General features: G+C 36.4%; 24 protein-coding genes. 7 read left to right on the top strand and 17 right to left on the bottom strand.

Features of this window, described 5'->3' with window-relative positions; translation table 11 throughout:
• Nucleotides 1–103 precede the first annotated feature (103 nt).
• On the bottom strand, nt 104–559 hold the full coding sequence (locus tag FCJ93_RS25785; protein WP_137744213.1) for a CBO0543 family protein: 456 nt from the start codon (nt 557–559) through the stop codon (nt 104–106).
• A 270-nt stretch (nt 560–829) separates the two neighbouring features.
• Between FCJ93_RS25785 and FCJ93_RS16500 the strand changes: the two genes are divergently transcribed.
• From FCJ93_RS16500 to FCJ93_RS16490, 3 genes are all read left to right on the top strand, one after another.
• Nucleotides 830–1,594 (top strand): DUF2087 domain-containing protein, encoded by a 765-nt coding sequence (locus tag FCJ93_RS16500; RefSeq protein ID WP_095308709.1) that lies wholly within the window; start codon nt 830–832, stop codon nt 1,592–1,594.
• Between the two features lie 266 nt (nt 1,595–1,860).
• Nucleotides 1,861–2,046 (top strand): hypothetical protein, encoded by a 186-nt coding sequence (locus FCJ93_RS16495; protein WP_095308707.1) that lies wholly within the window; start codon nt 1,861–1,863, stop codon nt 2,044–2,046.
• Between the two features lie 180 nt (nt 2,047–2,226).
• Nucleotides 2,227–3,048 (top strand): STAS domain-containing protein, encoded by an 822-nt coding sequence (locus FCJ93_RS16490; RefSeq protein ID WP_137744207.1) that lies wholly within the window; start codon nt 2,227–2,229, stop codon nt 3,046–3,048.
• Between the two features lie 62 nt (nt 3,049–3,110).
• On the opposite strand, the gene FCJ93_RS16485 is transcribed toward FCJ93_RS16490, so the two are convergent.
• The 3 genes from FCJ93_RS16485 to FCJ93_RS16475 all read right to left on the bottom strand — a co-directional run bounded on the left by FCJ93_RS16485 (nt 3,111) and on the right by FCJ93_RS16475 (nt 5,822).
• Nucleotides 3,111–3,635, bottom strand: coding sequence for a hypothetical protein (locus tag FCJ93_RS16485; RefSeq protein WP_137744206.1), 525 nt, complete (start codon nt 3,633–3,635; stop codon nt 3,111–3,113).
• A gap of 340 nt (nt 3,636–3,975) precedes the next feature.
• Nucleotides 3,976–4,809: a TIGR03943 family putative permease subunit gene (locus FCJ93_RS16480; protein ID WP_137744205.1), complete on the bottom strand. Its 834-nt coding sequence runs from the start codon at nt 4,807–4,809 to the stop codon at nt 3,976–3,978.
• A gap of 14 nt (nt 4,810–4,823) precedes the next feature.
• On the bottom strand, nt 4,824–5,822 hold the full coding sequence (locus FCJ93_RS16475; protein ID WP_211344129.1) for a permease: 999 nt from the start codon (nt 5,820–5,822) through the stop codon (nt 4,824–4,826).
• 206 nt (nt 5,823–6,028) lie between these two features.
• Here FCJ93_RS16475 and FCJ93_RS16470 point away from each other — a divergent pair, with 206 nt between their 5' ends.
• Entirely contained in the window at nt 6,029–7,066 is a 1,038-nt protein-coding gene (locus FCJ93_RS16470; protein ID WP_137744203.1) for a metal ABC transporter substrate-binding protein, read from the top strand.
• Between the two features lie 36 nt (nt 7,067–7,102).
• Here FCJ93_RS16470 and pabB read toward each other — a convergent pair whose 3' ends face one another.
• The 6 genes from pabB to FCJ93_RS16440 all read right to left on the bottom strand — a co-directional run bounded on the left by pabB (nt 7,103) and on the right by FCJ93_RS16440 (nt 13,602).
• On the bottom strand, nt 7,103–8,854 hold the full coding sequence (gene pabB, locus FCJ93_RS16465; protein WP_137744202.1) for an aminodeoxychorismate synthase component I: 1,752 nt from the start codon (nt 8,852–8,854) through the stop codon (nt 7,103–7,105).
• Nucleotides 8,847–9,425, bottom strand: a complete 579-nt coding sequence (locus tag FCJ93_RS16460) for an anthranilate synthase component II (protein ID WP_095308694.1) — start codon at nt 9,423–9,425, stop codon at nt 8,847–8,849. The genes pabB and FCJ93_RS16460 overlap by 8 nt, the downstream gene beginning before the upstream one ends.
• Nucleotides 9,426–9,504: 79 nt before the next feature.
• Nucleotides 9,505–10,386 (bottom strand): NAD-dependent epimerase/dehydratase family protein, encoded by an 882-nt coding sequence (locus FCJ93_RS16455; RefSeq protein ID WP_137744201.1) that lies wholly within the window; start codon nt 10,384–10,386, stop codon nt 9,505–9,507.
• Between the two features lie 349 nt (nt 10,387–10,735).
• Complete coding sequence (locus FCJ93_RS16450) at nt 10,736–11,443, bottom strand: GDSL-type esterase/lipase family protein (RefSeq protein WP_095308690.1); 708 nt, start codon at nt 11,441–11,443, stop codon at nt 10,736–10,738.
• 61 nt (nt 11,444–11,504) lie between these two features.
• Entirely contained in the window at nt 11,505–12,527 is a 1,023-nt protein-coding gene (locus tag FCJ93_RS16445; RefSeq protein WP_095308688.1) for an acyltransferase family protein, read from the bottom strand.
• A gap of 289 nt (nt 12,528–12,816) precedes the next feature.
• Nucleotides 12,817–13,602 (bottom strand): SDR family oxidoreductase, encoded by a 786-nt coding sequence (locus FCJ93_RS16440; RefSeq protein ID WP_137744200.1) that lies wholly within the window; start codon nt 13,600–13,602, stop codon nt 12,817–12,819.
• A gap of 308 nt (nt 13,603–13,910) precedes the next feature.
• On the opposite strand from FCJ93_RS16440, the gene cyoE reads away from it, so the two are divergent.
• Complete coding sequence (gene cyoE, locus FCJ93_RS16435; protein ID WP_095308684.1) at nt 13,911–14,834, top strand: heme o synthase; 924 nt, start codon at nt 13,911–13,913, stop codon at nt 14,832–14,834.
• A gap of 45 nt (nt 14,835–14,879) precedes the next feature.
• On the opposite strand, the gene FCJ93_RS16430 is transcribed toward cyoE, so the two are convergent.
• The 3 genes from FCJ93_RS16430 to FCJ93_RS16420 all read right to left on the bottom strand — a co-directional run bounded on the left by FCJ93_RS16430 (nt 14,880) and on the right by FCJ93_RS16420 (nt 19,447).
• A complete protein-coding gene (locus tag FCJ93_RS16430; RefSeq protein ID WP_095308682.1) occupies nt 14,880–15,410 on the bottom strand; it encodes a DinB family protein in 531 nt (176 codons plus the stop codon).
• Between the two features lie 173 nt (nt 15,411–15,583).
• Entirely contained in the window at nt 15,584–16,015 is a 432-nt protein-coding gene (locus FCJ93_RS16425) for a VOC family protein (protein ID WP_095308680.1), read from the bottom strand.
• Between the two features lie 45 nt (nt 16,016–16,060).
• A complete protein-coding gene (locus FCJ93_RS16420; protein WP_137744199.1) occupies nt 16,061–19,447 on the bottom strand; it encodes a hypothetical protein in 3,387 nt (1,128 codons plus the stop codon).
• A gap of 197 nt (nt 19,448–19,644) precedes the next feature.
• Here FCJ93_RS16420 and FCJ93_RS25695 point away from each other — a divergent pair, with 197 nt between their 5' ends.
• On the top strand, nt 19,645–19,776 hold the full coding sequence (locus FCJ93_RS25695) for a hypothetical protein (RefSeq protein WP_268951601.1): 132 nt from the start codon (nt 19,645–19,647) through the stop codon (nt 19,774–19,776).
• Nucleotides 19,777–19,925: 149 nt separating this feature from the next.
• Here FCJ93_RS25695 and FCJ93_RS16415 read toward each other — a convergent pair whose 3' ends face one another.
• Entirely contained in the window at nt 19,926–20,369 is a 444-nt protein-coding gene (locus FCJ93_RS16415) for a CoxG family protein (RefSeq protein ID WP_095308675.1), read from the bottom strand.
• A gap of 518 nt (nt 20,370–20,887) precedes the next feature.
• Between FCJ93_RS16415 and FCJ93_RS16405 the strand changes: the two genes are divergently transcribed.
• Complete coding sequence (locus FCJ93_RS16405) at nt 20,888–21,937, top strand: M42 family metallopeptidase (protein ID WP_137744198.1); 1,050 nt, start codon at nt 20,888–20,890, stop codon at nt 21,935–21,937.
• A gap of 490 nt (nt 21,938–22,427) precedes the next feature.
• Here the strand turns inward: FCJ93_RS16405 and FCJ93_RS16400 are convergent, their stop codons facing one another.
• The 3 genes from FCJ93_RS16400 to FCJ93_RS16390 all read right to left on the bottom strand — a co-directional run bounded on the left by FCJ93_RS16400 (nt 22,428) and on the right by FCJ93_RS16390 (nt 25,422).
• On the bottom strand, nt 22,428–23,354 hold the full coding sequence (locus FCJ93_RS16400) for a dipeptidase (RefSeq protein ID WP_137744197.1): 927 nt from the start codon (nt 23,352–23,354) through the stop codon (nt 22,428–22,430).
• Nucleotides 23,355–23,359: 5 nt separating this feature from the next.
• Entirely contained in the window at nt 23,360–24,205 is an 846-nt protein-coding gene (gene dat, locus FCJ93_RS16395; RefSeq protein ID WP_137744196.1) for a D-amino-acid transaminase, read from the bottom strand.
• Nucleotides 24,206–24,441: 236 nt separating this feature from the next.
• A complete protein-coding gene (locus FCJ93_RS16390; protein WP_170211337.1) occupies nt 24,442–25,422 on the bottom strand; it encodes a Gfo/Idh/MocA family protein in 981 nt (326 codons plus the stop codon).
• Nucleotides 25,423–25,431: the final 9 nt, after the last annotated feature.

Below are 25,431 nucleotides of genomic sequence, written 5' to 3'. Positions count from 1 at the left end.
TGGAGTCCTCCTTGGTTAACTAAGTTAGGGGTCAATTCTGCAGATTTGACACCCCATATCATACCAAGAGGGCTCTTTTTTGTTCAAGTCCCCGAAAATCTTTCTAACAGGAATGCTCCTTAAAAAACCAGCGATAAAACAAGTGTGACGCATAATTCGTTAATCCGATCGAGAGAAAACTCCAATACCATCTCCAATTTACATATTTAATTAAGTTTGTATATTTTTCTGCTAGAACTTCAATTCCCGTAAGCAGCCCTGTGTAAAAAATGTTATAAAGTGCCCTTATCCAAAAAGGTTTTTTTTCTGGATAATATAAATTAAAAAGGGCACAAAAAGACGGATAAAAAAAATATTCATATGAAAAACTGGACTTATTGACTTTCTTGAAAAGTCGAACAGGATAAATTATAAAGCGATTTTCTACTACCAGTAAACCAAATAACCACGTCATACTTTGTTTAAAAAAATAAGCTAACAGCGCTTGCCGTATTCGGTGTTTTGGTACAAAAGTCAACAAAAGACCAACTGTAAAAAACCAAATCGTATACAATATCATTTTATCTCTCTTCAATAAAGCCACCTCACTCAAATATCGATACATTTTTTAGCAAGCCTTTTGCTAAATTATTGAATACTTGGCTCTGCCACCACCTATTCGCTGAACTTATTTGCAAGTAATATTTTGCACCAAAAAATAAGAAAAATTTATTTTTGTAGACAAAATTGTTTTAGCATTATTTGAACAAAAGAAAACAATTGACAAAAAAATAAACATTTTTATATTATATCTATAATTAAATAAACATTAAAGAGAGTTGTTTGTTAAATGATTGATAACACATTATTTTGGTCAGCTTCTGTAGAAGACCTTGCAAAAGGCTATATTTTCAATGAAGATAGTGGTGAATTTATTTGTCTCATCTGTAACGAAAAATTTGAAAACGGGATCATCTATCCAAGTTTGTGTGAAGGCATCTATTATGAAGCAAAGAAAGCGATTGCTGAGCATATTAAAATCGTTCATCAATCGATGTTTGCTTATTTATTGAGCTTGGGTAAGAGGCATACTGGCCTATCAGATATTCAAAGAGAGCTTCTTCATTATTTTTCTCAGGGCATTTCTGATAAAGAAATAGCCAAGAAGCTCGATTCAAGTGCATCTACCATTCGAAATCATCGTTTTAAATTAAAAGAAAAAGAAAAGCAAGCGAAAGTTTTTCTAGCGTTAATGCAATTGCTAGACAACGGCGGAGTGAAGGAAGAAAACTTTGTAGCATTTCATAAGGGGGCAAAAATGGTGGATGAAAGATATGCTATTACGGAACTTGAGCGAAAAAAAATTTTAACCACTTATTTTAAAAACGGAGTAGATGGACCACTAGACACTTTTCCTAGTAAGGAAAAACGGAAACTAATTGTTCTCCAACAAATTTCAACTAAATTTGAAACAGGAAAAAATTATACAGAAAAAGAAATCAATGATGTTCTTAAAGCGATTTTTCATGACTATGTGACATTACGACGATACTTAATCGAGTATGGATTTATGGAACGTGATCGAGATGGGTCTACTTATTGGACACGAACTTAAAATGGAGAGGAAGGATCGAGCCTTTTCGATCTTCCTTTACGTATCATTATTCTCCATTTCGATAACCTCAGCTTGAAAATGAGCGAGTATTTTGGAGGGCCTCTCACATTCTTTCACATCATTAAACAAGCATATAAGTTCATGATCTCCTAAAAATCTTACGTAAAAGCACGATATTCAACAATGCCTATTTTCAGATTCCTCAATATATGACAGCACTTCTTATATACTTCATTCATAACATATATGGAGAGGAGGTCTGAAGCATGGATCGATTTATTCTTTTAATGCTTGCGAGTATTTTAGCGGGGTTTGCCCTTCTAAGAGTACCTCTAAATGATACTTTTTTAGCAAGTTTAGCTCCTGTTACAACCATTATTGGCGTACTAGCTGTCGTTATCTTTGCACTTGTCATTATATACAAAGGAGTCATGGCACTCGTTCGTAAATAACCGTTTCATTGGGTCAGTTGTCAAAACTGGCCCCTTTTATGTAAACGCTTTATCAGAATTGCTGTGTTCATCCCATAAAAAACACTATATTTATAGTATTAATGTTTATTTAATAAGTTTAATAACTTAAAATAAAGGGTAATAAACTTTATGATTTTAGACGATAGCTGGAGGATAAAAATGGAATACAATTTTGAGAAGTCGTATAACCTAAAAGAATTTATTGAACTAAACAGCAAGAAATTTGAAAATAAATTATTGACTGAGGCCGTAAATGTGCGGGATAAAATTAATGAAATTCTGGCGATTGGCAATATCGATCTTGTCAATAATGCACATAAGCTTGTCGTATACATTATCGATGATGAAGAAGAAAAACTAACGCTTTTTGCCAAACAAGAAGGAATAGCTTGGGCGACACACTCTATAGATTTAAGCTTTAAACTGGAATGGATTCAAGCAATTCGAAGGACATTGTGGCGATTTATTCAAATCTATTACAAAATGAGCAACAATAAGCAGCTGAGTGATTTTTTTGATTTAGAACTACAAATTAACAATCGGGTCGATCAATTTTTGAATTCATTTTTTATCAGTTATTCTACATATAAGGATTCCTTGATTACAGCTCACAGAGAATTAGTTGAAAAACTATCAGTCCCAATCATCCCGATTACATCTGATGTTTGTATCCTCCCATTAATTGGATCTATTGATTCATTAAGAACGTCCATACTTGAAGACAAAGTGCTGACAGAGATTGGTCAAGCGCATATTCAAACGTTAATTATGGATCTTTCGGGTATTGCTGAGATCGAAAATGATATAATTGGAAATTTAATGAAGATAATTGATGGTGCGGCCTTAATGGGCTGTAATACAATCATTACTGGTCTTAGACCAGAAGTCGTAAGAAAAATTGTGAAGATTGGGGTCAAATTTGATTTTCACACGAAAACATTTGGCAGTCTTCAACAAGCATTAAAACAATTTATGAAATAACTTATTTTGAAAGGAGCTAGATGCTTAATGTACGGCAGATAGCTTTTTTCAATAATTGCTCCTTAAATCTCTTCATTTGAACCCTTTATTTTTTGAAACTCCACTACTGGATTGAGACCAAAATAGTCTTCAACCTTAACTACTTTAACGTTATTCATTTCCACTGCATCCATCGCGATTACCATTGTTCTTGGCGTTGCATCATCTGTACAGCCATCCTCAGAATTTACTTCTAAATACAAGCTAACCTCGGTCTTTTCTTCATTTAATTTTGCCAATTTATATTGTAAAGGACAACTGCTCGACTCGATTATTCCAAGAAAGATAGCTGACTGTTGATTCCAATCAATTTCAGCAGAATTATCTGTAAGGCGAAAGTGTTCCCACAGCGTATCAAAATCCGCCTGATTGGTCACCTTATAGACTAATATCCCCTGCTCCGATGATGAATAAAAATTTACCGGAAATGATTTTTCAGTATGAATTAAGTCACTTGGTACGGTTTGAGCACTTGTATTCCCGCAGCCTTGTAAAATGCCACCAGCAGTTAACAATATCATAAATACTAGAAATAGTTTATTGTGCATTGACGATCTCCCCCACATCAATCATATGTAAAAGAAAATAAAATTCCCCTACCTATAATGACGATCGACAAAAGGGATAGTTTCATTTTTTATATTACATTTCTGTATCTTTTGAATAATGCACGAAAATAGACAAAGGTAATTTTTTTGCTGAAAAAAGAATATGATTATTTCTTACAAAACAATTGAATTTAAAATTATGATGCTCCCAGTGAAAGGATGGACATTTCACAATTACAGCGATGCAAATCGCAGCATTACATCCTCTCCATTAAGATAAACCCTCTGCTAGCTTCATCTAATTAAAAATCGGAAGCTTACACCGTATAGCATTATCAAGTTATACAATTTTAACAAGGACGGGATAAACATATGGATCAATTGGTTCATCGAGAATACGCCAGTCAGAAGCTTTAATAACTGGAAGCACTTGACCATGTATCATCGTGACCTCGATAATTCCTTCAAGTTCAATCCAAGTGTCTTCCTTAAGGTCGGGGATTTGCTTGAACTCCGCTAACAACCCTAAAACACTTGCATCAGCAATGCAATGAGTGATGAGAAATCTTGCTAAAATAAATTGATGCTTGTCTAATCCTTGCTCTTTATAGACGAATCCACTTAATTTAATTTTGCGGCCAGCAAAATCTTCTGGATTAGAAATCATCTCCCCGTGATAGGACGAATACATATCTGGAGACATATTGATCAAGTCTGCCTGAGCAAGACTTGCTAACTTCCGATTATATTCCTCTTCTTTCATATGGTTTTCATTACTAATCATTTCATCATGGGTTTCCACAAGACTAGCATGAGGAAGTATTGAACCTTTATTGGCAGCAATCGAAGCGCCTAGGATCGTCGGCTGCAATGCAAAACCCGTTACTAACGGAAATAGAATAATGGCATAATTAATAAATTTTATAGTTTCTCCTTTATGATCATGAGAACATGCAAAGGAACAGTCAATGTGGATGTCACCTCTTTCCCAAATACGAAACAATTGCATTAAAAATAGAAAAAGGAAGACCCATGAAGCAATTATGCTCATTATTTCATATTTCGGATTAATATAATTGGAGATTTCTCCAGTCAAATGGAGCTTTATAAAAAATAAAGCAAAGGCTGCTAGTAAAGTTGCTTTTAGCAAATGTTGAAAACGAACTCGTACCACTTCTTTTCTCCCCTTTACAACCCAATTAAGCTAACAAATATGAACACAATAGCCGTTATGGTGACCAGTAAAGCAAATACAAACTTTGCGCGAAATACACTTAATAACATAATCGTATTTTTTAAATCGATCATCGGACCGTATACTAAAAAGGCTAGGATTGAGGTCGGTGTAAATAAATTCATAAATGAAGCACCAATAAAAGCATCAGCTTCCGAACAAAGTGATAGAAAATAAGCCAGCCCCATCATGACGATTGTTGAGCCTATTACCCCGTCACCTAATAATAACAGCGATTGTGCAGATACATAAATTTGTACAAAAGCGGCAATGAACGCCCCTATAATCAAAAATTTCCCCATATCGAAAAACTCATCAATAGAGTGCTTAATCATTCCTTCCAGACGTTGTAAAAATGTTTGGCTATGATGATGTACGTGATTTGAACTTGAATTATTTATCGCATGTTTTAATTGGTTCGTTTTATAAAAAACACTTATAATGCAAGCGATCATAAGTGCTGCAAGAAAACCTATCCCCATTCGCAGCAACGCCATTTTTGCATCATTTCCAAATGCCATATATGTTGATAAAACGACAATGGGATTAATAAGCGGACCCGTTAACATAAAACCTATTGCTACATAGATCGGAACCCCCTTTGCTACTAATCTCCTTATAATTGGCACGATTCCACATTCACAAGCAGGGAACAACGCACCAACAACACAGCCCATAAAGATCCCCAACCATCTATTTTTTGGAATCCATTTTCTGATATGTTCCTCGGAAATAAATGTTTGAATGAAGCCGGCAATGAACACTCCAATTAAAACGAAAGGAATTGCTTCTATTAGTATGCTTAAAAAAATAGTATTTAACTGTTGAAACGAATTAGGAAGATGATTTAATACTTGTTCACCAGCAAACTGACTGAACATCACAACATATACAACAATAACAAAAACTACTAATCCTGTAAGATCTAGTAAATAGGAATGCAGCTTATCCATTTCCTTATTCATCTCCCACCGCGAAAATTCGCTCTTCTGGATCTGTCTTTCAAATCTAGTATTGCTGAAAAGGTATAGTCTATTATATTTGCGACAACATCATTTATTACTGATATTTTTAAATAAAACGTAATTATTACTATTTACAATTCGTAATGATTACGATATTATCAATATCGAACTTATTTTTGAAAAGAGGTACTTAAATGAAACGAAATTTCATAATAGCACTTATTTTTGTCGTATCTTTATTTTTCTATGGCTGTAGCAACGTCCAGAAAAACGATGGGACTGAACAAACAACATCTTTAGAGGACGAGAAAAATAAATTGAGCATCTATACGACTCTTTATCCTCTTGAAGACTTTATTAAGAAAATAGGCGGAGATTATGTAGAAGTCGAAAGTATTATCCCAGCCAGGGCTGATGCACATAGCTATGAACCAACGACTAAACAAATGACAAGTATAGCCATTGCCGATGCGTTCATCTATAACGGCTTAAATATGGAACCTTTTGCAGAGAAAATTGCTACTTCCTTAAAAAACGAGAATGTAAAATTTGTTGAAGCTGCAAATGGTGTTGATGCCATTACTCATGAAGACCAGCATGAACACGAAGTTGACGAACATGCCCATGGTGATGATGAACACAGTCACGGAACTGAAGACCATGATCATGAACATGGTGGTGATGAGCACGAACACAACCATGACCACGGAGGAATCGATCCTCACATCTGGTTAGATCCGACGCGTGCTGTCAAACTTGCGGAAAATATTAAAATGGCTCTAATTGAATTAAACCCTGATGCACAGGAATATTTTGAAAATAATTTTATGGCATTGACTGATGAGTTGACAACACTAGATCAGCAGTTTAAAGATTTAGTAGAATCAAAGAATAATCCAGAAATCCTCGTATCACATGCTGCCTATGGCTACTGGGAGGAGCGCTACGGGATTAAACAAATCGCAGTATCTGGCCTTACGCCAGCAAATGAACCATCTCAACGCGAGCTTAAAAATATTGCAGAGCTGGCACAGGAAAAGCAACTAAAATATATTCTCTTCGAACAGAATGTTACATCTAAGATCGCAGAAATTGTAAAAAATGAAATTGGTGCTACACCGCTTTATTTATACACAATGGAGTCCATTTCAGAAGAAGAGAGGAATAATGGTGAGGACTATTTTAGCCTGATGAAAAAAAACCTTTCAACATTAGAACAAGCGCTGCAATAAAAAGACAAGGGCTATTTGCCCTTGTCTTTGCCGTGTTTAAACGAATTCTACTTCTACCCACTTTCTTATGCTATTAATAAACCAAATTTTGCGCGCAAACTTTAAATCATCTCTTGTAAGTATTCTTTCCTCAATTATGCCATTTGTTAATAATTGCTTTCGAAACGTTCCAGCGAGCAGTCCGCACCCCACAGGAGGAGTCCAAAGCTTGTCCTCCAGTTCTACTACAATATTTCCATTCGTAAATTCTGTTATCTCTCCACTTTCATTCCACAAAAGGACATCAAAGACATGGGGAAACTTGTTTTGAAAATGACGATATAGAGCTCGATTAGTTGTTTTATGAAATAAAAAAAGGCTTGCACTATTTACTGGTTCATCGGCAAGAATCACCTGATGGGCTGTCTGAACCGTAGTACTAAAAGGATGAGATTCTATCGTCACTTCCCCGTTTTCACTTAAAAGAAGGCGTACTCTCCATTGTCCCGCATTTTTACTAGTTGCCAACTTTAAGAGCCTTTTTTGCAAGTTTTCATCTGAAAAAGCATAGCCAAAATACGATGCCGAGTGGCGCAACCTTTGCAGATGCTCCGCAAGCAAGAAAAATTCCCCATCTTCTAAAAGAATTGTTTCGAGCAACTGAAATTCTGTTCGTATTTCTTGAAGAATACTTGCTTTCGCAACCACTTCATCGTACTCACCCGTTGTCGTTGAATCCCACGTTATTCCCCCACCAACGCCATATGTAGCCCTTTTTGTCTTTTCCTCAATCAAAATCGTTCGGATCGGAACGTTAAAAATTGCTTCCTTATCAGGTGTAATATACCCAATCGCTCCACAGTATACTTCCCGCGGTTCTCTTTCTAACTCAGAGATTATCTCCATTGTTTTAATTTTGGGAGCCCCAGTAATTGAACCGCAAGGGAAAAGAGCTTTAAAAACATCGGTAATGGATGTATGTTCCGGAATCATTGATGTAATCGTGGAAGTCATTTGAAAAACAGTAGGATACGGCTCAATGTTAAATAGCTGCTCTACCTTCACTGTACCTGGCTCTGAAATCATCCCTAAATCATTACGTAATAAATCAACAATCATGACATTTTCAGCTCGATCTTTTTCTGAACTTTGCAATGACTTTTTATAATTTATATCTTCGACATAAGTGCGACCGCGTTTAATCGTACCCTTCATCGGCCTCGTCGTCATTTCATTGCCGTTTAAATGAAAAAATAATTCAGGTGAAGCCGACAAAATGCGATGTTCACCTATGTTCAAATACGCACAATAGTTTGATGACTGTGCTTTTTTCAGGTGTTTAAAAAAAGCAAGATCATCTCCTTCAAATTCAGAATGCAGACGAAGGGTAAAATTAGTTTGATACGTGTCACCATATTCTATATGCTTCTTAATCATTTCTATAGCTGCATCATATTCATCTCTTTGAACAGAAGGCTGCCACGAAGTAGTCTGATAAGAACCACAACTGTTTAACGGTAAATGGTCGATATCGGCAAAAAGCCCAAACCATAGTAACGGCATTTTACTGCCTTCTCTTACTTTAAATGCCGGATCAAATGCTGGAGCACTTTCATATGTAAGAAATCCCGCTGCATAATATCCTTCCTCTACAGCCTCTTCAATTTTTTGTAAACTCGGAATTACCTCTTCAATTGTCTGGGCCATAATGATTTTTTCTGGGTCGCTAAAGGTATGGGGCGTGATCTGACCTTTGGCTGTAGCAAATTCAAAAGATAATAATGGTGACTTTCGATTTTTATCATTCATGATTGATATTCCTCAGTTCAGTAAAGTTTTGAATCATTTTTAACCCAGACTCCGTCAAAATTGATTCTGGATGAAATTGTACGCCCTCAAGCGGGTGGTATTTATGGCGGATGGCCATGATTTCTCCCGTTTCCGTTGCAGCACTAATAACAAAATCAGTTGGGAGGGGATTCTCCACAATTAAAGAATGATATCTCATTACAGGCAAGGGGGTTTGAATGCCACGAAACACCCCTTTTTCGTCATGCTTAATATACGATACTTTCCCATGCATGGGTTGAGCTGCTTTTTTTACGATCCCTCCAAAAGCATGTGCAATGATTTGATGTCCAAGACAGACACCCAAAATCGGGACTGACTTATACAATTGCTGTATCACTTGCAAACAAATTCCTGACTCTTGTGGATTCCCTGGTCCTGGCGAAATAACAATGTGTGTTGGTTTAAGACTCTTCACTTCATCTAAAGTTATTTGATTATTACGGACCACTTTCACACCAAAGCCGCATTCACATATATATTGAACTAAATTGTATGTAAAAGAATCATAGTTATCAATGACAAGTATCAAATTTCACTTTTCTCCATTTCACTATTATAAAAACATTCCTATTATAGCGGATCGCTCTTACTTCTGTGAAGATTAACGACTATTTCATCTCATTTATAATCGCTTCCACCAATGGCGGAAGCCAATCCTCTAAATCAGTAAACGAAAAACCTTTATCAACAGCTTTTTTATTCGACATATACCACGATTCAGATATCGCATAAGGTGATAAAGTATCTTCCTCCCCATTGGATACAACGTTTGCCTTGTTGCCTGTGTGCGCTTCAATTATTTTTATTAGTTCATTTAAGGATATCTTTCCATTTGCAGTAGCATTGAATGGTCCTTCGATATCGGTTTCCCCCGCCCATTGTAAAAAACGGGCAGCTTCTTCCGCATGAATATAAGACATTTCTGACCCCATATTAGCAAAACCAATCGGCTCCCCGTTCATCACACGTTCAATATGGAAATGCAAGCGTCTTGTATAATCATCGCTCCCCATGACAATAGGAAAACGTACAGCAACAACTGGAAATTTGGCATACTTAAAAAACACCGCCTCAGCCTGTCTTTTCCCCTCCCCATAAGAAAAATCCGTGCTGTTTCCCATCGTAATTTCATAAGAATAAGGATCAAAATCTGCTTCATGCTTTTCTCTTCCATCCATCGTATATGTCGATAAAGTTGAAGTAAACACTAGTTTGTTAATTTTCCCATTGAAAACCTCACAGAAATCATATGCTTCATTTGGAGAAAAACAAATATTATCAAAAACAAGATCAAATGTGCGATTTTTTACTTTCTCCGCAAATTGCTGTTTATTTTTTCGATCAACTGCAAGATGCTCAACTTTATTACCAAATGGATTTCCAGACTGTCCACGTGTAATAATTGTGACATGATGCCCATCTGCGATTAAAAGCTCCACTAATTTACGACCGAAAAAACGGGTTCCCCCTAGGACAAGGACATTTTTCATTTTCAAATCCTCCTAAAAAGTAAGAATAAGAGTATTCTCTAAAATTCATTTATTATGGCCGCTCAACTGTACAGCAAACGACCTCGTACATTAAATTTATATTCAACAAACAGTGCTAACTTCCTGCTAAAAATATTTATTAAACAATATTGTCGATAAAACAATTTTTGGTTCATTTCGTGCAAAAACCTTGGTTTTTACGCCTTTCACTACGTATATTCCATAAACCAGTAGATTTTCTCCTAAGCGTATCCTGAAATCAAAGAAAAAATAAGCCAAAAAATCAACACTGGCATATCAAAAAAACAAAAATAAGAAGCCTGCTAACAGAATGGCAGCAAGCCTCTTATCAATTCTCTTCCAAAGATATTAACTTTTGAAAAACGCGTTCACTTAAAAGCTCATAGCCTTGTGCATTCAAATGTAATGAATCACTAAATAAATGTTTTTCTTCATCATTCAGAAACAAATCTGCTGTTGGGACAAAGTAAGTTTGTTGGAAAGCTTGCGCCGCCTTTCTCAATGATTGGTTCCAGCCTTCAATCGTTTTGAAAATTTCTGTTTCATTTTCATATTCAATATACGGATGGTAAAGCCCTAAAACAATTATTGGAGCATGTTGATTATGCTGTCTTAAAAGCTCAATGATTTGATTAAAGCGGACTAAAAAAAAGTTCTTTCCTTTCGATAGGTTTTCTTTTGGAAGCGGATTAAATACGTATTGCGCACTTTGGCGAAAATCATTTGTACCAATGTAGAGAATAATATAGTTTGCTTGACGAACTCTTCTTAATATCTTTCTTTGCTGTAATAGTTGTAATATGTCATTCGACGTAAACTTCGGTACACCAAAGTTTTTCATTCGAACTGTCTGATCTATTGTTTCAAGTCTCTCCTCTACTCTACCTACATAACCTTTCTTTAATGGATCACCTGTTCCATATGTGATCGAATCACCGAAGGCAACAATTTGCAAAGCACGACCAGCGGAAGAAGATGGAAAACAGATGGAACATGCAATTGTCATCATGATCATAGAAACGATATATTTTTTCATTGAAAAAGACCCCTAATAATTGCTTATTAGGAGTCTTCCCTAATCCTGTTTATAACATGTATTACACTCTCCGTTGCTTACTACCCCCATCAACCGCATATTTTTTCGAAAAGTCAAGCTTTAACTCGATTAATGGTTGAGCAATTTTACGAATCCATTTGCTGGACAAAATACCTGTTAGGATTAACGACAGGAAAATTAACACAATAATTTGCTCTGATTCACTTAATACTTCTTCAAATTGACTGTTTCTAAAGTATTTCACAAAAAAGCCATGTAATAAGTAGACATAGATTGAACCTGTTCCCCATTTCGTAAAGAAGTAACGCCGGCGAGGTACTAAGGCTAAAAAGCTTAAAGTAGCAAGCAAGGCTACCACATATACGCCAAGGCGAATGAAACCGCCATTAATCTCATATTCATTCACGACATCATAAGGCTTGGAACCGAATAGCCATCTATATTCAAAAGTTGGGGCAATATAGACAACGAGAAAAATGGTTAATAAAATTCCAAAGGATAAATAGCGAAACTTAATATGCTTAACCTTTTCGAAATGTTCCTTTTTTAAGTAATAGCCAAGAAGAAAGAAAGGAAAAAACACAAAAGTTCGAGATAAACTTAAAAAGTTGCTGATTTCATTAAAATAGCCCACAGCAATTCCTATAGCAACAGCGATAGACAAGGAAATAACTGGTGACCATTTGGCAAACACAAACAGCATTACATTCCAGCAAAACAAGCTCATTAAAAACCATAGAGACCATTGAGGATCTAATGGATTCATTGCTGTGACACTTTGATCGATAAGAAAATAATAGTAGAGCGAATAAATCGCCTGAAAAATTAAATAAGGGATAATCAATTTTTTAGTGATTTTTTTGAGATAGCCCTTTTGATAAAAACCCTTTGCAAAGAAACCTGAAATTAGAATAAATGCCGGCATGTGAAATGTATATAGTGTCGTATAAATCGAATAGATAAATTTGTCTTCGTGTATATAGGACTGGATTAAATGGCCAAATACAACAAAAAAGATAAGAAAAAACTTCGCATTATCATAGTAAGCTTCTCTATTTTTCATATTCAAACCTCCCAGTTGCTTTTATAGACTACCATACCCTATTTCTATACGTCTATAACATTCGAGAGGTTGTATTCTAGATTTGAATTTTTTAACAACACTGTAATATTCCTGTAATCACCTAACATTTCTATTACATAGTCCGCAAAAGTTTATTATTACAATATAACAATTTTCGACAGAAGCCTTTTGAAATGTCGATGAGAACGAGCAATAATAATCCAGTTTACATAATAATGTTATTGTATATTTTTGTCGCTATTTAAATAAACCTGAAAGGCCATCAATTTTAAAGTGCCTTTGTTAAGCCTCCATCGACTATTAGCGCTTGTCCGGTAATATATGTATTCGCATCGGAAGCCAAAAATACAACCGTTTTTGCAAATTCTTGCGGGTCGCCGTAGCGCCCCAATGGAATAGCTGCTTGTGCTGCATTTTGCAAGTCTTCAATGGTCATTTTTTTTCTTTCCGCCTGCTGTTGATCAATTTCAATAACCCGATCTGTAGCAAATTTTCCCGGTCCAACAGTATTGATCAATATATTATCTTTCGCTAATTCTTGCGATAAACTTTTTGATAAACCGTTTACCCCTGCTCTTAGAGTATTTGATAATAATAATCTGTCTAATGGTTGTTTAATGGAAATCGAAGCAATATTGACAATTTTCCCTCCACCATTTTTTCTCATATATGGAAGTACTTCACGAATAGAACGAATATAGCTAAGCAATGTTAATTCAAATGCTTCCTGCCACGCCTGATCATCAAGATCGTCAAAATTTCCTGCACGCGGCCCTCCGCAATTGTTGACTAAAATATCGATCGTTCCAAATGCTGAAACCGTTTTTTCGACAAGTTCCTTTATATCCGTTAATTTCGTAATATCGCAAGGCTGTGCCTGCACTTCACCGCTTACTTCTCTCATTTCCCTCGCAACTGTTTGCAATGCTAACGCATCTCGACTTGTAATCATGACCCGTGCACCCTCACGAACAAATTCTTGAGCAATCGCTTTTCCGAGTCCTTTACTAGATGCTAAAACCAATACTGACTTCCCTTTTAACCCTAAGTCCATTATGAATTCCCCCTCTTTTTTATATTCTACACTCTTTTCCAACCATTTTAGAAATAAAACGTTTACAGAGCTTTCAGCCTTAAAAATCATTCTCAGTATTAGAATGATGGTCATGGCTTTAATCTTAAAATAGATGATTGCAAGAAATCCCGCTTTCCACAACGCTTTTCTTTAATTTCATGCATGGTACTTAATTTATTATTGGAATGATGGTAAAATAGTATTGCTATCACAAGGTGATATAAATCACATGTCGTATCATATAATATGACAGTAATGGCGAAATTTATTGTAAAGGACTACTTAAAGTGATAAATGAGAATCAAAGTACACTGGCGATTCCAAAACGACCTTTGTCCAAAATTATTGCTGCCACTGTTAAGGCAGGTATTATTAAATCCAACTTAATACCAATGTTTGCTGGTTTGACCCTCGCAATTTTTACGTATCAAAAAAATTTAGTTGAGGTCTACCCAAACGTTATTTATGCTTTTATCGGAACTACGCTCGTCATCGCCGCAGCTGGCGCCTTCAATAATCTTTATGATCGGGATATTGATGCGATTATGAAACGGACTCGTAATCGACCAACTGTTACAGGTGAGGTTTCACCTAGCACTGTTTTTGTGTTGAGCATCGTGATGTCAATCTTAGGAATTAGCATTCTCGCTTTGGCGACCTCATTGGCAGCTCTACTTGGCTTTCTCGGATTATTTTTTTATGTCGTACCGTATACGATGTGGTCGAAGCGAAAAACGATTTATAACACGGAAATTGGCAGTATTTCTGGCGCAATGCCTCCACTTATCGGTTGGGCGGCGATACATCCCGATATTACCCATCCAGCAATCATCGGCCTTTTTGTTGTTACCGTTATTTGGCAAATGCCTCATTTCTATGCGATTGCTATTCGTAACCATGAAGAATACGAAGCGGCGAAGGTTCCTATGCTCCCGGTCGTAAAAGGAGTAAAAAGAACCTATACACAAACTAATATTTACCTATTTATTATGGTTGCGATGAGCTTTCTGTTTGGCACTTTAAGTCTTGGACTAATGCTCGTTGCCTTGATCTTGAGTGTCGGTTGGCTTATTTTGAGTATTTATGGCTCCAAAAAAATGGATGCAAATAAATGGGCGAAATCAATGTTTATATATTCCCTCTTGCATATGACCATTCTTTTTTCAACTGTGATCATTTATTCATTAATGGGAATCTTCTTTTTTCAATAAATGAAACGGCGTTTAGTTTAATGGACTAAAACGCCGTTTTCTATCCTATACTTTCTTATTTAAAATGCCTAAATATTCAATCCATGGTCCTACATCGATGCGGTATCTTTCCGCCATCACTCTAACCATTTGAGCAATATGGGTCAAATCGTGAACGACCCATGTAGAAATAAGTTCTCTAACCTTTACAGCTCCAAACGCCGGATGAAAACCTTTTTTCTCTAAATGAATTTGCGGATCGACGAGATCTTTTAAGCGCTCAATGTTCCGAATTCTGATTATTTGGAATTCCTCCAGCTTTTGTTCAATTTCAGTTGTTCTTTTTTCCTGCAAATGCTTATTGCGATCAAACGGAGGAAATGGTTTATTCTCGCCTTCTTGCAGGATAAATTCTAAACGCACCAACCAATTGCTATGCTCTGCTTCAATGAGATGGTCAACTATTTCTGAAATATTCCAAGTATCTTTCCCTTCATTGCACTTTAGCCATTCTTCAGATAAACCGGAAAGGAAAAACTGCAGTGTTTTAGGTGTCCTTTCTAAAATTTCGATCGCTTCTTCCAGCTTAAAATTCATCTCTACTTTCCCCTCACTTTCCTATATTTAAAAATCACTACTATAGCTTTTCGAAAGGCTTTGGAAAACCATATAGCTTTTGATTCATTGCTAGTGAAACCTTTTTATTGAAAGATTCTCTAACTCCACCGTAAATGCCCCTGCACTGCACTTACTCATGCAAGGCATCCTCATTATTCGATTATAAGCATGTCATTCTCATCAAACTGCCACATTTCTCCATACGCTACTTCCCAATAATAGCCATCAGGATCTGAAAAATAACCGCTATATCCACCCCAGAATACCTTTTCAGGCGGTTTAACAATTTTTCCACCTGCTGCTTCCGCCTTTTTCATCATTAAATCAACTTCCTCTTTTGATTTTCCGTTATAAGCAATTGTTATCCCGGAAAATCCGTTTCCTACAGGTGGATTTTCCGCATTTATATCCTTCGCTAATTCCTCTAATGGATAGAGTGCCAATCTTGTTCCCCCGTTCTGAAAAAAAACAACCTCAGGTTCTTTTTCTGATACAGACGTCTTAAAACCAAGTCCATCCCGGTAAAAAATAAGCGATTTTTTCATATCTTTAACACCTAATGTAATCAAGTTTATTCGATTCATGGACAAGCCTCCTTTTCATTCATTTTACCACATCATTCAACCTATTTATTTCCAATGTATCCATAATTTCTTTATTCTTTCTTTGAATGTGAGAAGAAGCGTTTTCTCTCCACTTGCGGTTTTTTGCTTATTCCACTCATTCATACTGGCAACGACAATTAAAATTGAGCCTGCAATGAGCAAATATGCCCACCAAGGAAGGTTTCCCCAAAAAGGACGCGTTTGCATGAAAACATTCAATAAAAGAACTCCAATTCCAATAAAGAAAAATGATTTTATTTTAACAAAAACTCCTGCAACAATTGACACTAATGATAAAGTTCCAAGAATTAGAGCATCATAGATTGTTGACGATTGTAACCCATCTACGACGAGAACAACAGAGACAACTAGAAGAATCCCCCATTGCAGTTTTGCTGTCACTTTTTCGTAACGGCCTTTCAAACAGAGACGTAAAAAAATCGATAAAAGCACGAACGGCAAAACATATACTTCAGCTTTTAAAAGCTCATGCACCGCAAGGTTGGATACGAAAGAATAATAAGGCTGTAGCAAAAATGCTCCACTTATAAAAATGGGGAGCCACTTATATTCGCTTGGAATTCGATTTCTCTGCAACCAAATCGTTGCTGCAATCAAGGAACCTGGTAGTAATCGAGTCCAGAGAAAGGGATGTTCAAAGCTGTACATCGCTGCAAAATAAAGAAGCGCAATAAGTGTATAGACATCAACAACAAGAAATTCTTTCTTTTTTTTCTCATAAAAAGAGGTAAAAAACCATCTGCCTGCAGCAAGAAAAATAAGCCCAAAAACAGCTAATGTGAATAATTCGCTCAATGTAGTAAACGGATAATAGGCTAAATACTGTCTTACTCCTGCATAAATAAACAGTGCGGGGATAACAACAAGCATTTTCCACTTATATATATGAAGAAGTACCATTATTCCTACCGCATATAAGATCATAATGATAAAAGTGAATGTATGAAACGGGTACATATTGAGTAAGACGCCTATGCCAAGCAAAGAAAACGGTACTAAATAATAAAAAATCCGTTGTTTATAAGCTCCGCCGGAAAATTTCCATACCGCCGCAATCGCCAAACTAGTTAAAACAAAGCCATACTCAAGCTCCATCGTTTCGAAATGGGCAAGTACACCTGTAAAAGCAGCATATATTGAAGTAAATGAGCCATATAAAAAGAACTTCCTCAGCCATTCCCACTGTGTAAGTCTCGTACTAACTCCGTAAATCAGTGCAGCTACCCAAAAGCTCCACATGGCAGATTTCCCATGAATAACTAATGTGAGTAATAGAGCAAAGGGCATATACATATGAGCAACAAAAGCAAATGCACGGTACATATTCAAATCCCGAGCTTTTACTAGAATGGAAGTGACAAAAAGGATTGCAGCACCTGTAATAGCATAGAGAATACCAATTTCCCAAATTTGTTCAATCAATGTATAATAGCTCATCAAGAAGACAAGCCCAATTACATACGGAACATATCGGTTCCTAGTAAAATGGTATAGCCATGCGTACATTACGATACCACCAACAAATAACAAGCTGTGAACCCACTGCTCGTTGCTAGATACAACCATTCCTGTTAAAAGGGCAAGGGTATAAAAAGCTTGAGCAGTGTAGAAATGATTTCGCTTTAAAGCTGGAATTTTAATAAAAAAATAAAAGCCTGTTATACTCAAACTGGCACATGCAAATTGGAGAGCTGGTCCTAACTGACTCACGATTAAATGGGAACCTCCGATTAATTCCTCATATATAGCTAACACAGCTAGCCCAGTAGCAATTGGCACAAGCCATTGTGCAGTTCGTTTCAGCTCCTCCCGTGTTTCCTTTACGATGCTTATATAGGCGCTGATGCTAAACAAAAATAAAATGACAGCACTTTCCCACCATGCATACATGGATACAGATGCATAGACTGCAACAAGCATGTAAACCCAGCCAACATCTCGGGCAGGCTGCTTCATTAGTTCCAGCACTCTTGCTTTCACATAAACCCCAAAACCTGCAAACATGACAAATCCTATTAAAGCAAGCATTAATACAAATGGTGTTAATTCAATGAACTGCTTAAGGAGAAGTACTCCTTGCACCAACACAACTGACATAAACACTGCGCTTAAATAGCGGAAAAGCAATTTTTGAGTGGCATGACTCAAATATAAAAAGTTAATGCTAATGACGAAATAGCTAAGAAGCAATGTTAACGACGGTTCTCCCCAATTAATCAACATCGCCTCAAAGCTGATATAGATGAAAACAAGTCCTGACACGACAGCACTCGTGACCATAAAAATCTTCTTCCAAGGGTATTGCTGATCGAGCACAAATGGAATGAGTAAAAAAATGAAGCCGAGCAAACTATAGAGAACCGGGCTAATTTGTACGAATACAGATGCCTGCACAAATTGAAAAACACCGTATATGAGCATGACGCTAAAGACAAAATGAAATTCCTTGCGGCCAGTTACATAAACCATTGACAAATAAACAGCTGCCGTCAACATTAAATTAAAGCCCAAAAACATATTTGAATGATACAGAACCAACATGAGGACTGTCGTTAAAATCAAATTCGCCTGGGCAAAATTTACGAACTCCCGAATAAAAAGCTTAGCAACATCTTTCTTTCTCACTCGATGATATAAATAAATTGACAGAGCTTGAAACAGCATCATCCCAAGGAAAAAGCTGTCTTCACTCAAACGTAATGCTGAAAAGAAATAACCTATTCCAATGGTGAATGTTATATATGTAAACCACACGAATAAACGTGACTTCATTCTGTTGGCAAAAAGGAAATAAACCGGGAGAAGTAGGATACAGCTTATGAGTGCAAATAAATAACTCCCCTCCCCATAAATGGATAAATAGCTTCCCAATAGTTGAAACCAAGCAATTGATAATAAAAAGATCGGTAAAAATAAGCTTCCCAGGACGATAAATGCAAAACCTGTTTTATCAAGCTTAAGCACTTTCATTGCCAAATAGGCAATTCCATAGAACAAAAAGGAAATGAGCCCGATAGAACCGGCCTTTGTCGCGCTTGACATCGTCTCCCAATTACTTGTGGCCACATACAATCCACCAATTAACAGGAGGATCACTCCTGTATTTAACAGCCACGTAATATTTCGCTCTCTAATTTGTTCATCTGTTTTCTTTTCAAGAGCTTTTGAATGGTTAGGTTTCAAGCTTTTTTCCACTTTTGGCTTTGGCGGCATTTCAGGTTTGGGCTGCGCCACTTTTTTTTCAGTCTTTTCGACTACTAAATCCAAATAGTACGTTTCATGTGCTTTTACCACTTCATCATAAAAATGAGCAGGAATATAGTGGTTTTCTTTCAATTTCTCTAATTCTTCTTTGACAACTTGTTTCTTCAATTTTTCTGATAGAGGCATCATGCAAACTCCCCTGCCTTATATTTACTTTTTTAGTTGAATTTACTTATTGTGTAATTTTACACTATTTAGGAATAAAATCAATATATTCTCAACAAAAAAATACAGACTATAAACAAACTCGGTGAAATCAAGTTTGTCTACAGTCTTTTCTGATTTTGAATATTTATCAAGAGTTATGTAGAGGTGATAAAAATATGATGACGAGAAATCTTATTGCAGAAATAGACCCATTGGAAATGATTACAATAGACCAGTTGGTACCTCAAAATCATTTGGTACATAAGCTCGAATCTATTATTCCTATTTATGCTAAATACATTTCTTGACACAACCCCTATTTAATGATTATGTTATAATTGGGTATATTTTAAAAAAATATATCATAAAGAGAAGTAACCGTCCTGATATCAGCTTGCTAATGCTAAAAAATCAAGATGGTTATTTATTTTCAATGCTAGTATTTGCCCTTACAATATTACTGATTGTATTGCAATATTTTCTCCGTTATTTCTTTTTTGAGTTCATTTGTAATTTTCGGTGGATTTGATTTTAACATCGGCTTAATCAGCTTCGCCAGCGTTCCTGTTGCTTGTAAATCTAAACTCGCATTAATAAACGTTCGATTGCTCTTTAAACTTTTCATCTCAATACTCCCATGGCCGTTGAATCCCTCATTCTTTCCTTCCACTTGAAACGTCATTCTTTTTGGAGCATGTTTGCTTAATATTTCAACTTCAAACTCTAATTTCTTTTTTATAAATCCAAAATCGGTGGTAAATATCCAATTGGATTGACTCTCATTGATCATTTCATGACTGACATATCCTGGAACGAGTGGTCCCCAATGACTAAAATCCTCCATATATGCCCAAACCGATTTAAGTGGTGCATCAATAATCAAGCTGTAAACCTTTACCAAACATACCCTCTCCTCTGTTCTTCTTCCGAAAAAAGATTCTTGTTATAAAGGGTATTCAGCAAGTTTTGTGAACATGACTTTATCGAGCTTATGTATTTTTTAGGACGATCATTAAACGCTTGTTTCTTACTGTTTTTTCTTCCTCTGTTGCTAAGTCATATTTTTTTAATGGCTTTGCTAAATAGAATTATTGTTAAAATGATTTTGGGCTCATTTCATGTGAAACCAAAGTTTCACATGCCTTTCATATAACCGAAAGGTCTTCATTAAAAAACTGCACAAACAAAGGGGCAAATTCCTTGGGTAAATAGGTACTCTGTGCTTCATACTTATTTCTAACATCCTCTATGGTATGATCAAGCTTACATTCACTCATTCAATAACCTCCAGAAACGTTTTTCTTTTCTATTCTACCTATACAGAAAAAGGAATCAATCTACAACAAGAAATTGTCTTACTTTTTCCATTTATTAGTGGTATGATGAAAAAGATATTGAATTATAAAGGGGGAAACTCATATGTCCTATCCAAATGCAAGGGAAACAATCGATCTATTAAAGGCTCTTGTATCCATTCCAAGCCCGACAGGCAACACATTTGAAGTTATAAACTATGTAGAAAAATTTCTTAGTGAACTCCAAGTTGATACATATCGTAACCGAAAAGGCGGTTTAATTGCCACATTGCCAGGAACTGATTCTTCCAGGCACCGAATGTTAACGGCACATGTTGACACATTAGGAGCGATGGTAAAAGAAATTAAACCGAGCGGACGGTTAAAAATCGATTTAATTGGCGGTTTTAAATTTAACTCCATCGAGGGAGAGTATTGTCAAATTGAAACAAGTTCTGGTCGTAAATATAGCGGAACAATATTGATGCATCAAACCTCCGTCCATGTATATAAGGACGCTGGAAAAGCTGAGCGCAATCAGGAAAATATGGAAATACGCATTGATGAAGTTGTCAAAAGTGCCGAGGATGTTCGAAAGCTCGGGATCGAAGTCGGTGATTTTGTTTCATTTGCGCCGAGAGTTGAAATCACGCCAAGCGGCTTTATAAAATCACGACATTTAGATGATAAAGCAAGTGTAGCGATCCTCTTACAATTAATTAAACATTTAAAAACAAATGAGGTTTCATTGCCTCATACAACCCACTTCCTTATTTCCAATAACGAAGAAATTGGTTATGGTGGAAACTCAAATATCACACCAGAGACGGTCGAATATTTAGCGGTTGATATGGGCGCGATGGGTGACGGCCAATCTACAGATGAATATACAGTTTCAATTTGTGTGAAGGATGCAAGCGGGCCATATCACTATGGACTTCGCAAGCATTTAGCCAAACTTGCTGAAGAATATAATATTGAGTACAAGTTAGATATTTATCCTTATTACGGTTCTGATGCATCTGCAGCCATTCGCTCCGGTCATGATATTGTACACGGATTAATCGGGCCTGGAATCGACTCATCCCACGCATTTGAACGGACGCATCAGTCAAGTATTGAAAATACAGGAAAATTGCTGCACCACTACGTACTTTCAGAAATCATTAGCTAAGCTTTTGCATACCCATAGCTAATGATCGACAGCTCGAATAAATGATGACGGACTGTCTGTTTATTTTTTTGTTTTCTAACGAATTTCATTATTTAATGTCGGTATTGATTATGGCTCATTTCGTGTGAATCCAAAGCTTCACGCAAAATGAGCCAATTATCGTTTGATCAAAATCATCTATCATCGTTTAGCAAAGCTAATGAAATAAAGGAGGTTAGAGCTATAGCGTGAAGGTGCTTCTCCCTTATTAAAAAAGGTTAAGGGGCCATAAAAAGTGGGTTATTCCTTCTTTCAATTAATTAGAGGCGTATTCCTCCGTGCTTATCACTGCACAAACAATAAAGCATCTATTTTTTCAAAAACAGAAACCGATAGTATCAACTCTATGCCCGACTTTTCGTCGCAAGAAAACCAGAAGAAAGCTATAGCTAATCCTTTTCATAACGATGAAAAGGATGGTGAAACCCCTTTTTAAGCCCCTTTATGCCTTTTATTTCGGTCGATTTCGCAAAAAGTTTTCCGACGCAAACCCTCTTACCTCTTCCTCAGAGTAGTATTTTAATAACTCATTAATTAAATTTTGTGTCTCCCCTGCATGTGCTAATCCGGGTATTTTTCTGTCAATACCATCAAAATCGGAGCCTAAACCGATTTGTTTCACACCTCCAAGTTCACACAAATGCTCAATATGTTTGATTAGATCGACTATCGTCGCTTGCCCATTTTTTCTCACAAATTCAGGATAATAAACGACATGGATCATGCCACCTTTTTTCAGCAGTTCTTTAATTTGTGAATCAGTTAAGTTCCTTCTATGATCACAAAGCCTTTTCGTATTAGAATGACTGGCAATCGGATATTTAGCTATGGCAATGACATCCCAAAAAGCTCTTTCGCTTAAATGAGAGACGTCCGTCAATAATTGATGCTCATTATTAAAGTGCACAACTTTTTTTCCGAAAAACGTTAATCCTGCTCCTCTTTGTTCACCTGCGCCATCTGCAGCAAGATTGGCATAATTCCATGTTAAGCCAACAGAGCGGACGCCGAGCTGATATAAAATAGCAAGCTTGGTTAAGTCATTTCCTATGGCATCAACTCCCTCTAAAGTAAGAAGAGCTCCGATTTCGCCATCCTTTAAATGTTCAAGCTGTGACCATTCTGTAATATGTTTGATGTCTTTATTTTTAGCAAGGATTTCTACTTGAAACAGCCTTACTTGTTCAAGAACGATATCAAATAAACTAGACGATTTCAAAACCGGATCAACAAATAGTGCGAACGCTTGAACTTTCACTTTTCCTTTTCGCAATCGCTCTTTATTCGTATCGATGGTCGAATCCGTCTGGAAGGAAATCGCTCCACCTGCTTCCCATAGCTTTAATAAGGCATCGCAATGCATATCAATGATTTTCAAGTTTGTCACACCAAAGCTTTCTTTTTAAGCTCCTGATATTGCATATACAGCTTCTTTGTGATCTCTCCTGGAACACCTTTATCGATAACTGTGCCATCAATTTTGACAATCGGAAGCACTTCGACGAGAGTACTTGTCATAAATACTTCATCCGCCTCCAAAAGCTCTTTCGGACTAAAATACCTTTCCACAAAAGGGATATTCAGTTCTTCGGCTGCTTGTATTACTGCCATCCGCGTTATTCCCGCTAAAATATGGTTGCTGAGTGGAGTCGTGATAACTGCTCCATCTTTGACCATATATATATTGGAGCTAGTGCCTTCAGAAATAAAACCGTTTCTTACCAGTATCGCTTCAAAGCAACCTGCTTCCTGAGCTTCCTGCTTCGCTAAAATATTCGGCAATAAATTAAGTGATTTTATGTAACATTTCGCCCATCTTTCATCATCATGGGTTATGGCATGAACGCCATTCACTCGATATCCTTCAGCCAGAGGCTCTGTATCCTTTAATGTCATTGAAATCGAAACGGGAACATCAGGAAACGGATGGTTTCTTACTGCGATCCCTCTCGTAACCTGTAAATATACTTTACCATACTGCAGTTCCGCTTTTTCAATTCCTGTAAGAATCAGAGTACGAAAATCCTCGAGTGTTTCACTAATCGGCAATTTTATTGCTTCGCAGCTTTCTAAAAGTCTTTGCAAATGTTCTTCGAGCATAAAAGGTTGCCCATTGTAACATTGGATCACCTCGTACACTCCATCCCCAAACTGATGTCCTCTTTCTTCAATCGGTATAACTCGCTCATCCAACTGAACAAATTTTCCGTTAATATAACCTAAATCCATCTTTATCTCACCTTTCCTTATGTACTTTAATTTTCCTACTACTAAAATACGCTTTTTTCTGAAAATATGCTATAAAGAATTCTGCTTCCCCCATTTATTTCTTTTTGAAAAATTTTTAGTAAAATCTCAATGCTTGTCCATACCAAACTTTAATTCGTGCATAGAATATAGTACTCACAACCCATCTACTCCTTTTTGAAAGGAAGCACTTCGAATCGTGCTTCCTTTTTTTCTTGTTACAATTCATCAGAAGTTAGCTCGTCATAGTTTGATGATAACAATTTAATGTTATCACTTATATTAGAACAAATTTTTAGTACATTCATTCCATCTTCTCCTGTCACAAATGGCGTCCTGTCCATTTCAACAGAATGAATAAAATCGTAAAGTTGACTCTTTAATGGATTAAAATGTGGAATTTCAATTGTTTCCAATAACTTCTGCGGAATTTTCACATTATCATTTTGAATAGAAAAATAGGTTGTTTGATTAACTTCTATTTTATTTCTCAAAAGATCGACTTTAAATATTGCCTTTTCCGTAAAAATTCTAATCGTCCGAATTTTTTCCTGCGATTTGTAGCTCGCCGTTAATTGCGCAACTGTTCCGTTATTGAAAAGCATACTTACGATGGCATGTTTTGGCATCTGTTCTGACGTTTTTCCGATTGTATTGAAGTGAATCATTTCAGAGCCTAATAATTCTTTTAAAATGTAAATATCATGAATCATTAAATCGAAAACAACGTCAACATGCTGCATTCTTAGATCAAAGGGTTGCATTCGATGGATGTCTATTGCTATAATTTTTTCATCTTTGAGTCGTTCTTTCAGAAGATGAATAAGGGGATTGTACAACTCTATATGCCCCACTTGCACTTTTATTCCTGCTGTTTCAGCTCTTCTAAGAAGATTCTTTGCTTCTTCAAGCTGACTGGCCATTGGCTTTTCAAGGAGTATATGAACGCCATGGTCGATACAAACAAGCGCTACCTCATAGTGATATTTTGTTGGAACTGCAATACTAACCGCATCAACATTCCTTAATAATTCAAGCAAATCTTTAAAGTACTTTACCCCATATTTACTGGCGATCTCGCTCGCTCTATGTTCGTTCACATCGTAAATACCAACTACTTCACATCGGTCAGATATTTCAAGATAATTTTTCAAATGATTTTCTCCCATTTTCCCAGTACCTATAACGCCCACTTTCATGCTCAACAT

This window comes from Robertmurraya siralis (assembly GCF_005502275.1).
GTDB lineage: Bacteria > Bacillota > Bacilli > Bacillales > Cytobacillaceae > Robertmurraya > Robertmurraya siralis.
Note: the sequence above shows the minus strand (reverse complement) of the source record. Positions and strands in the feature narration are given on the sequence as shown.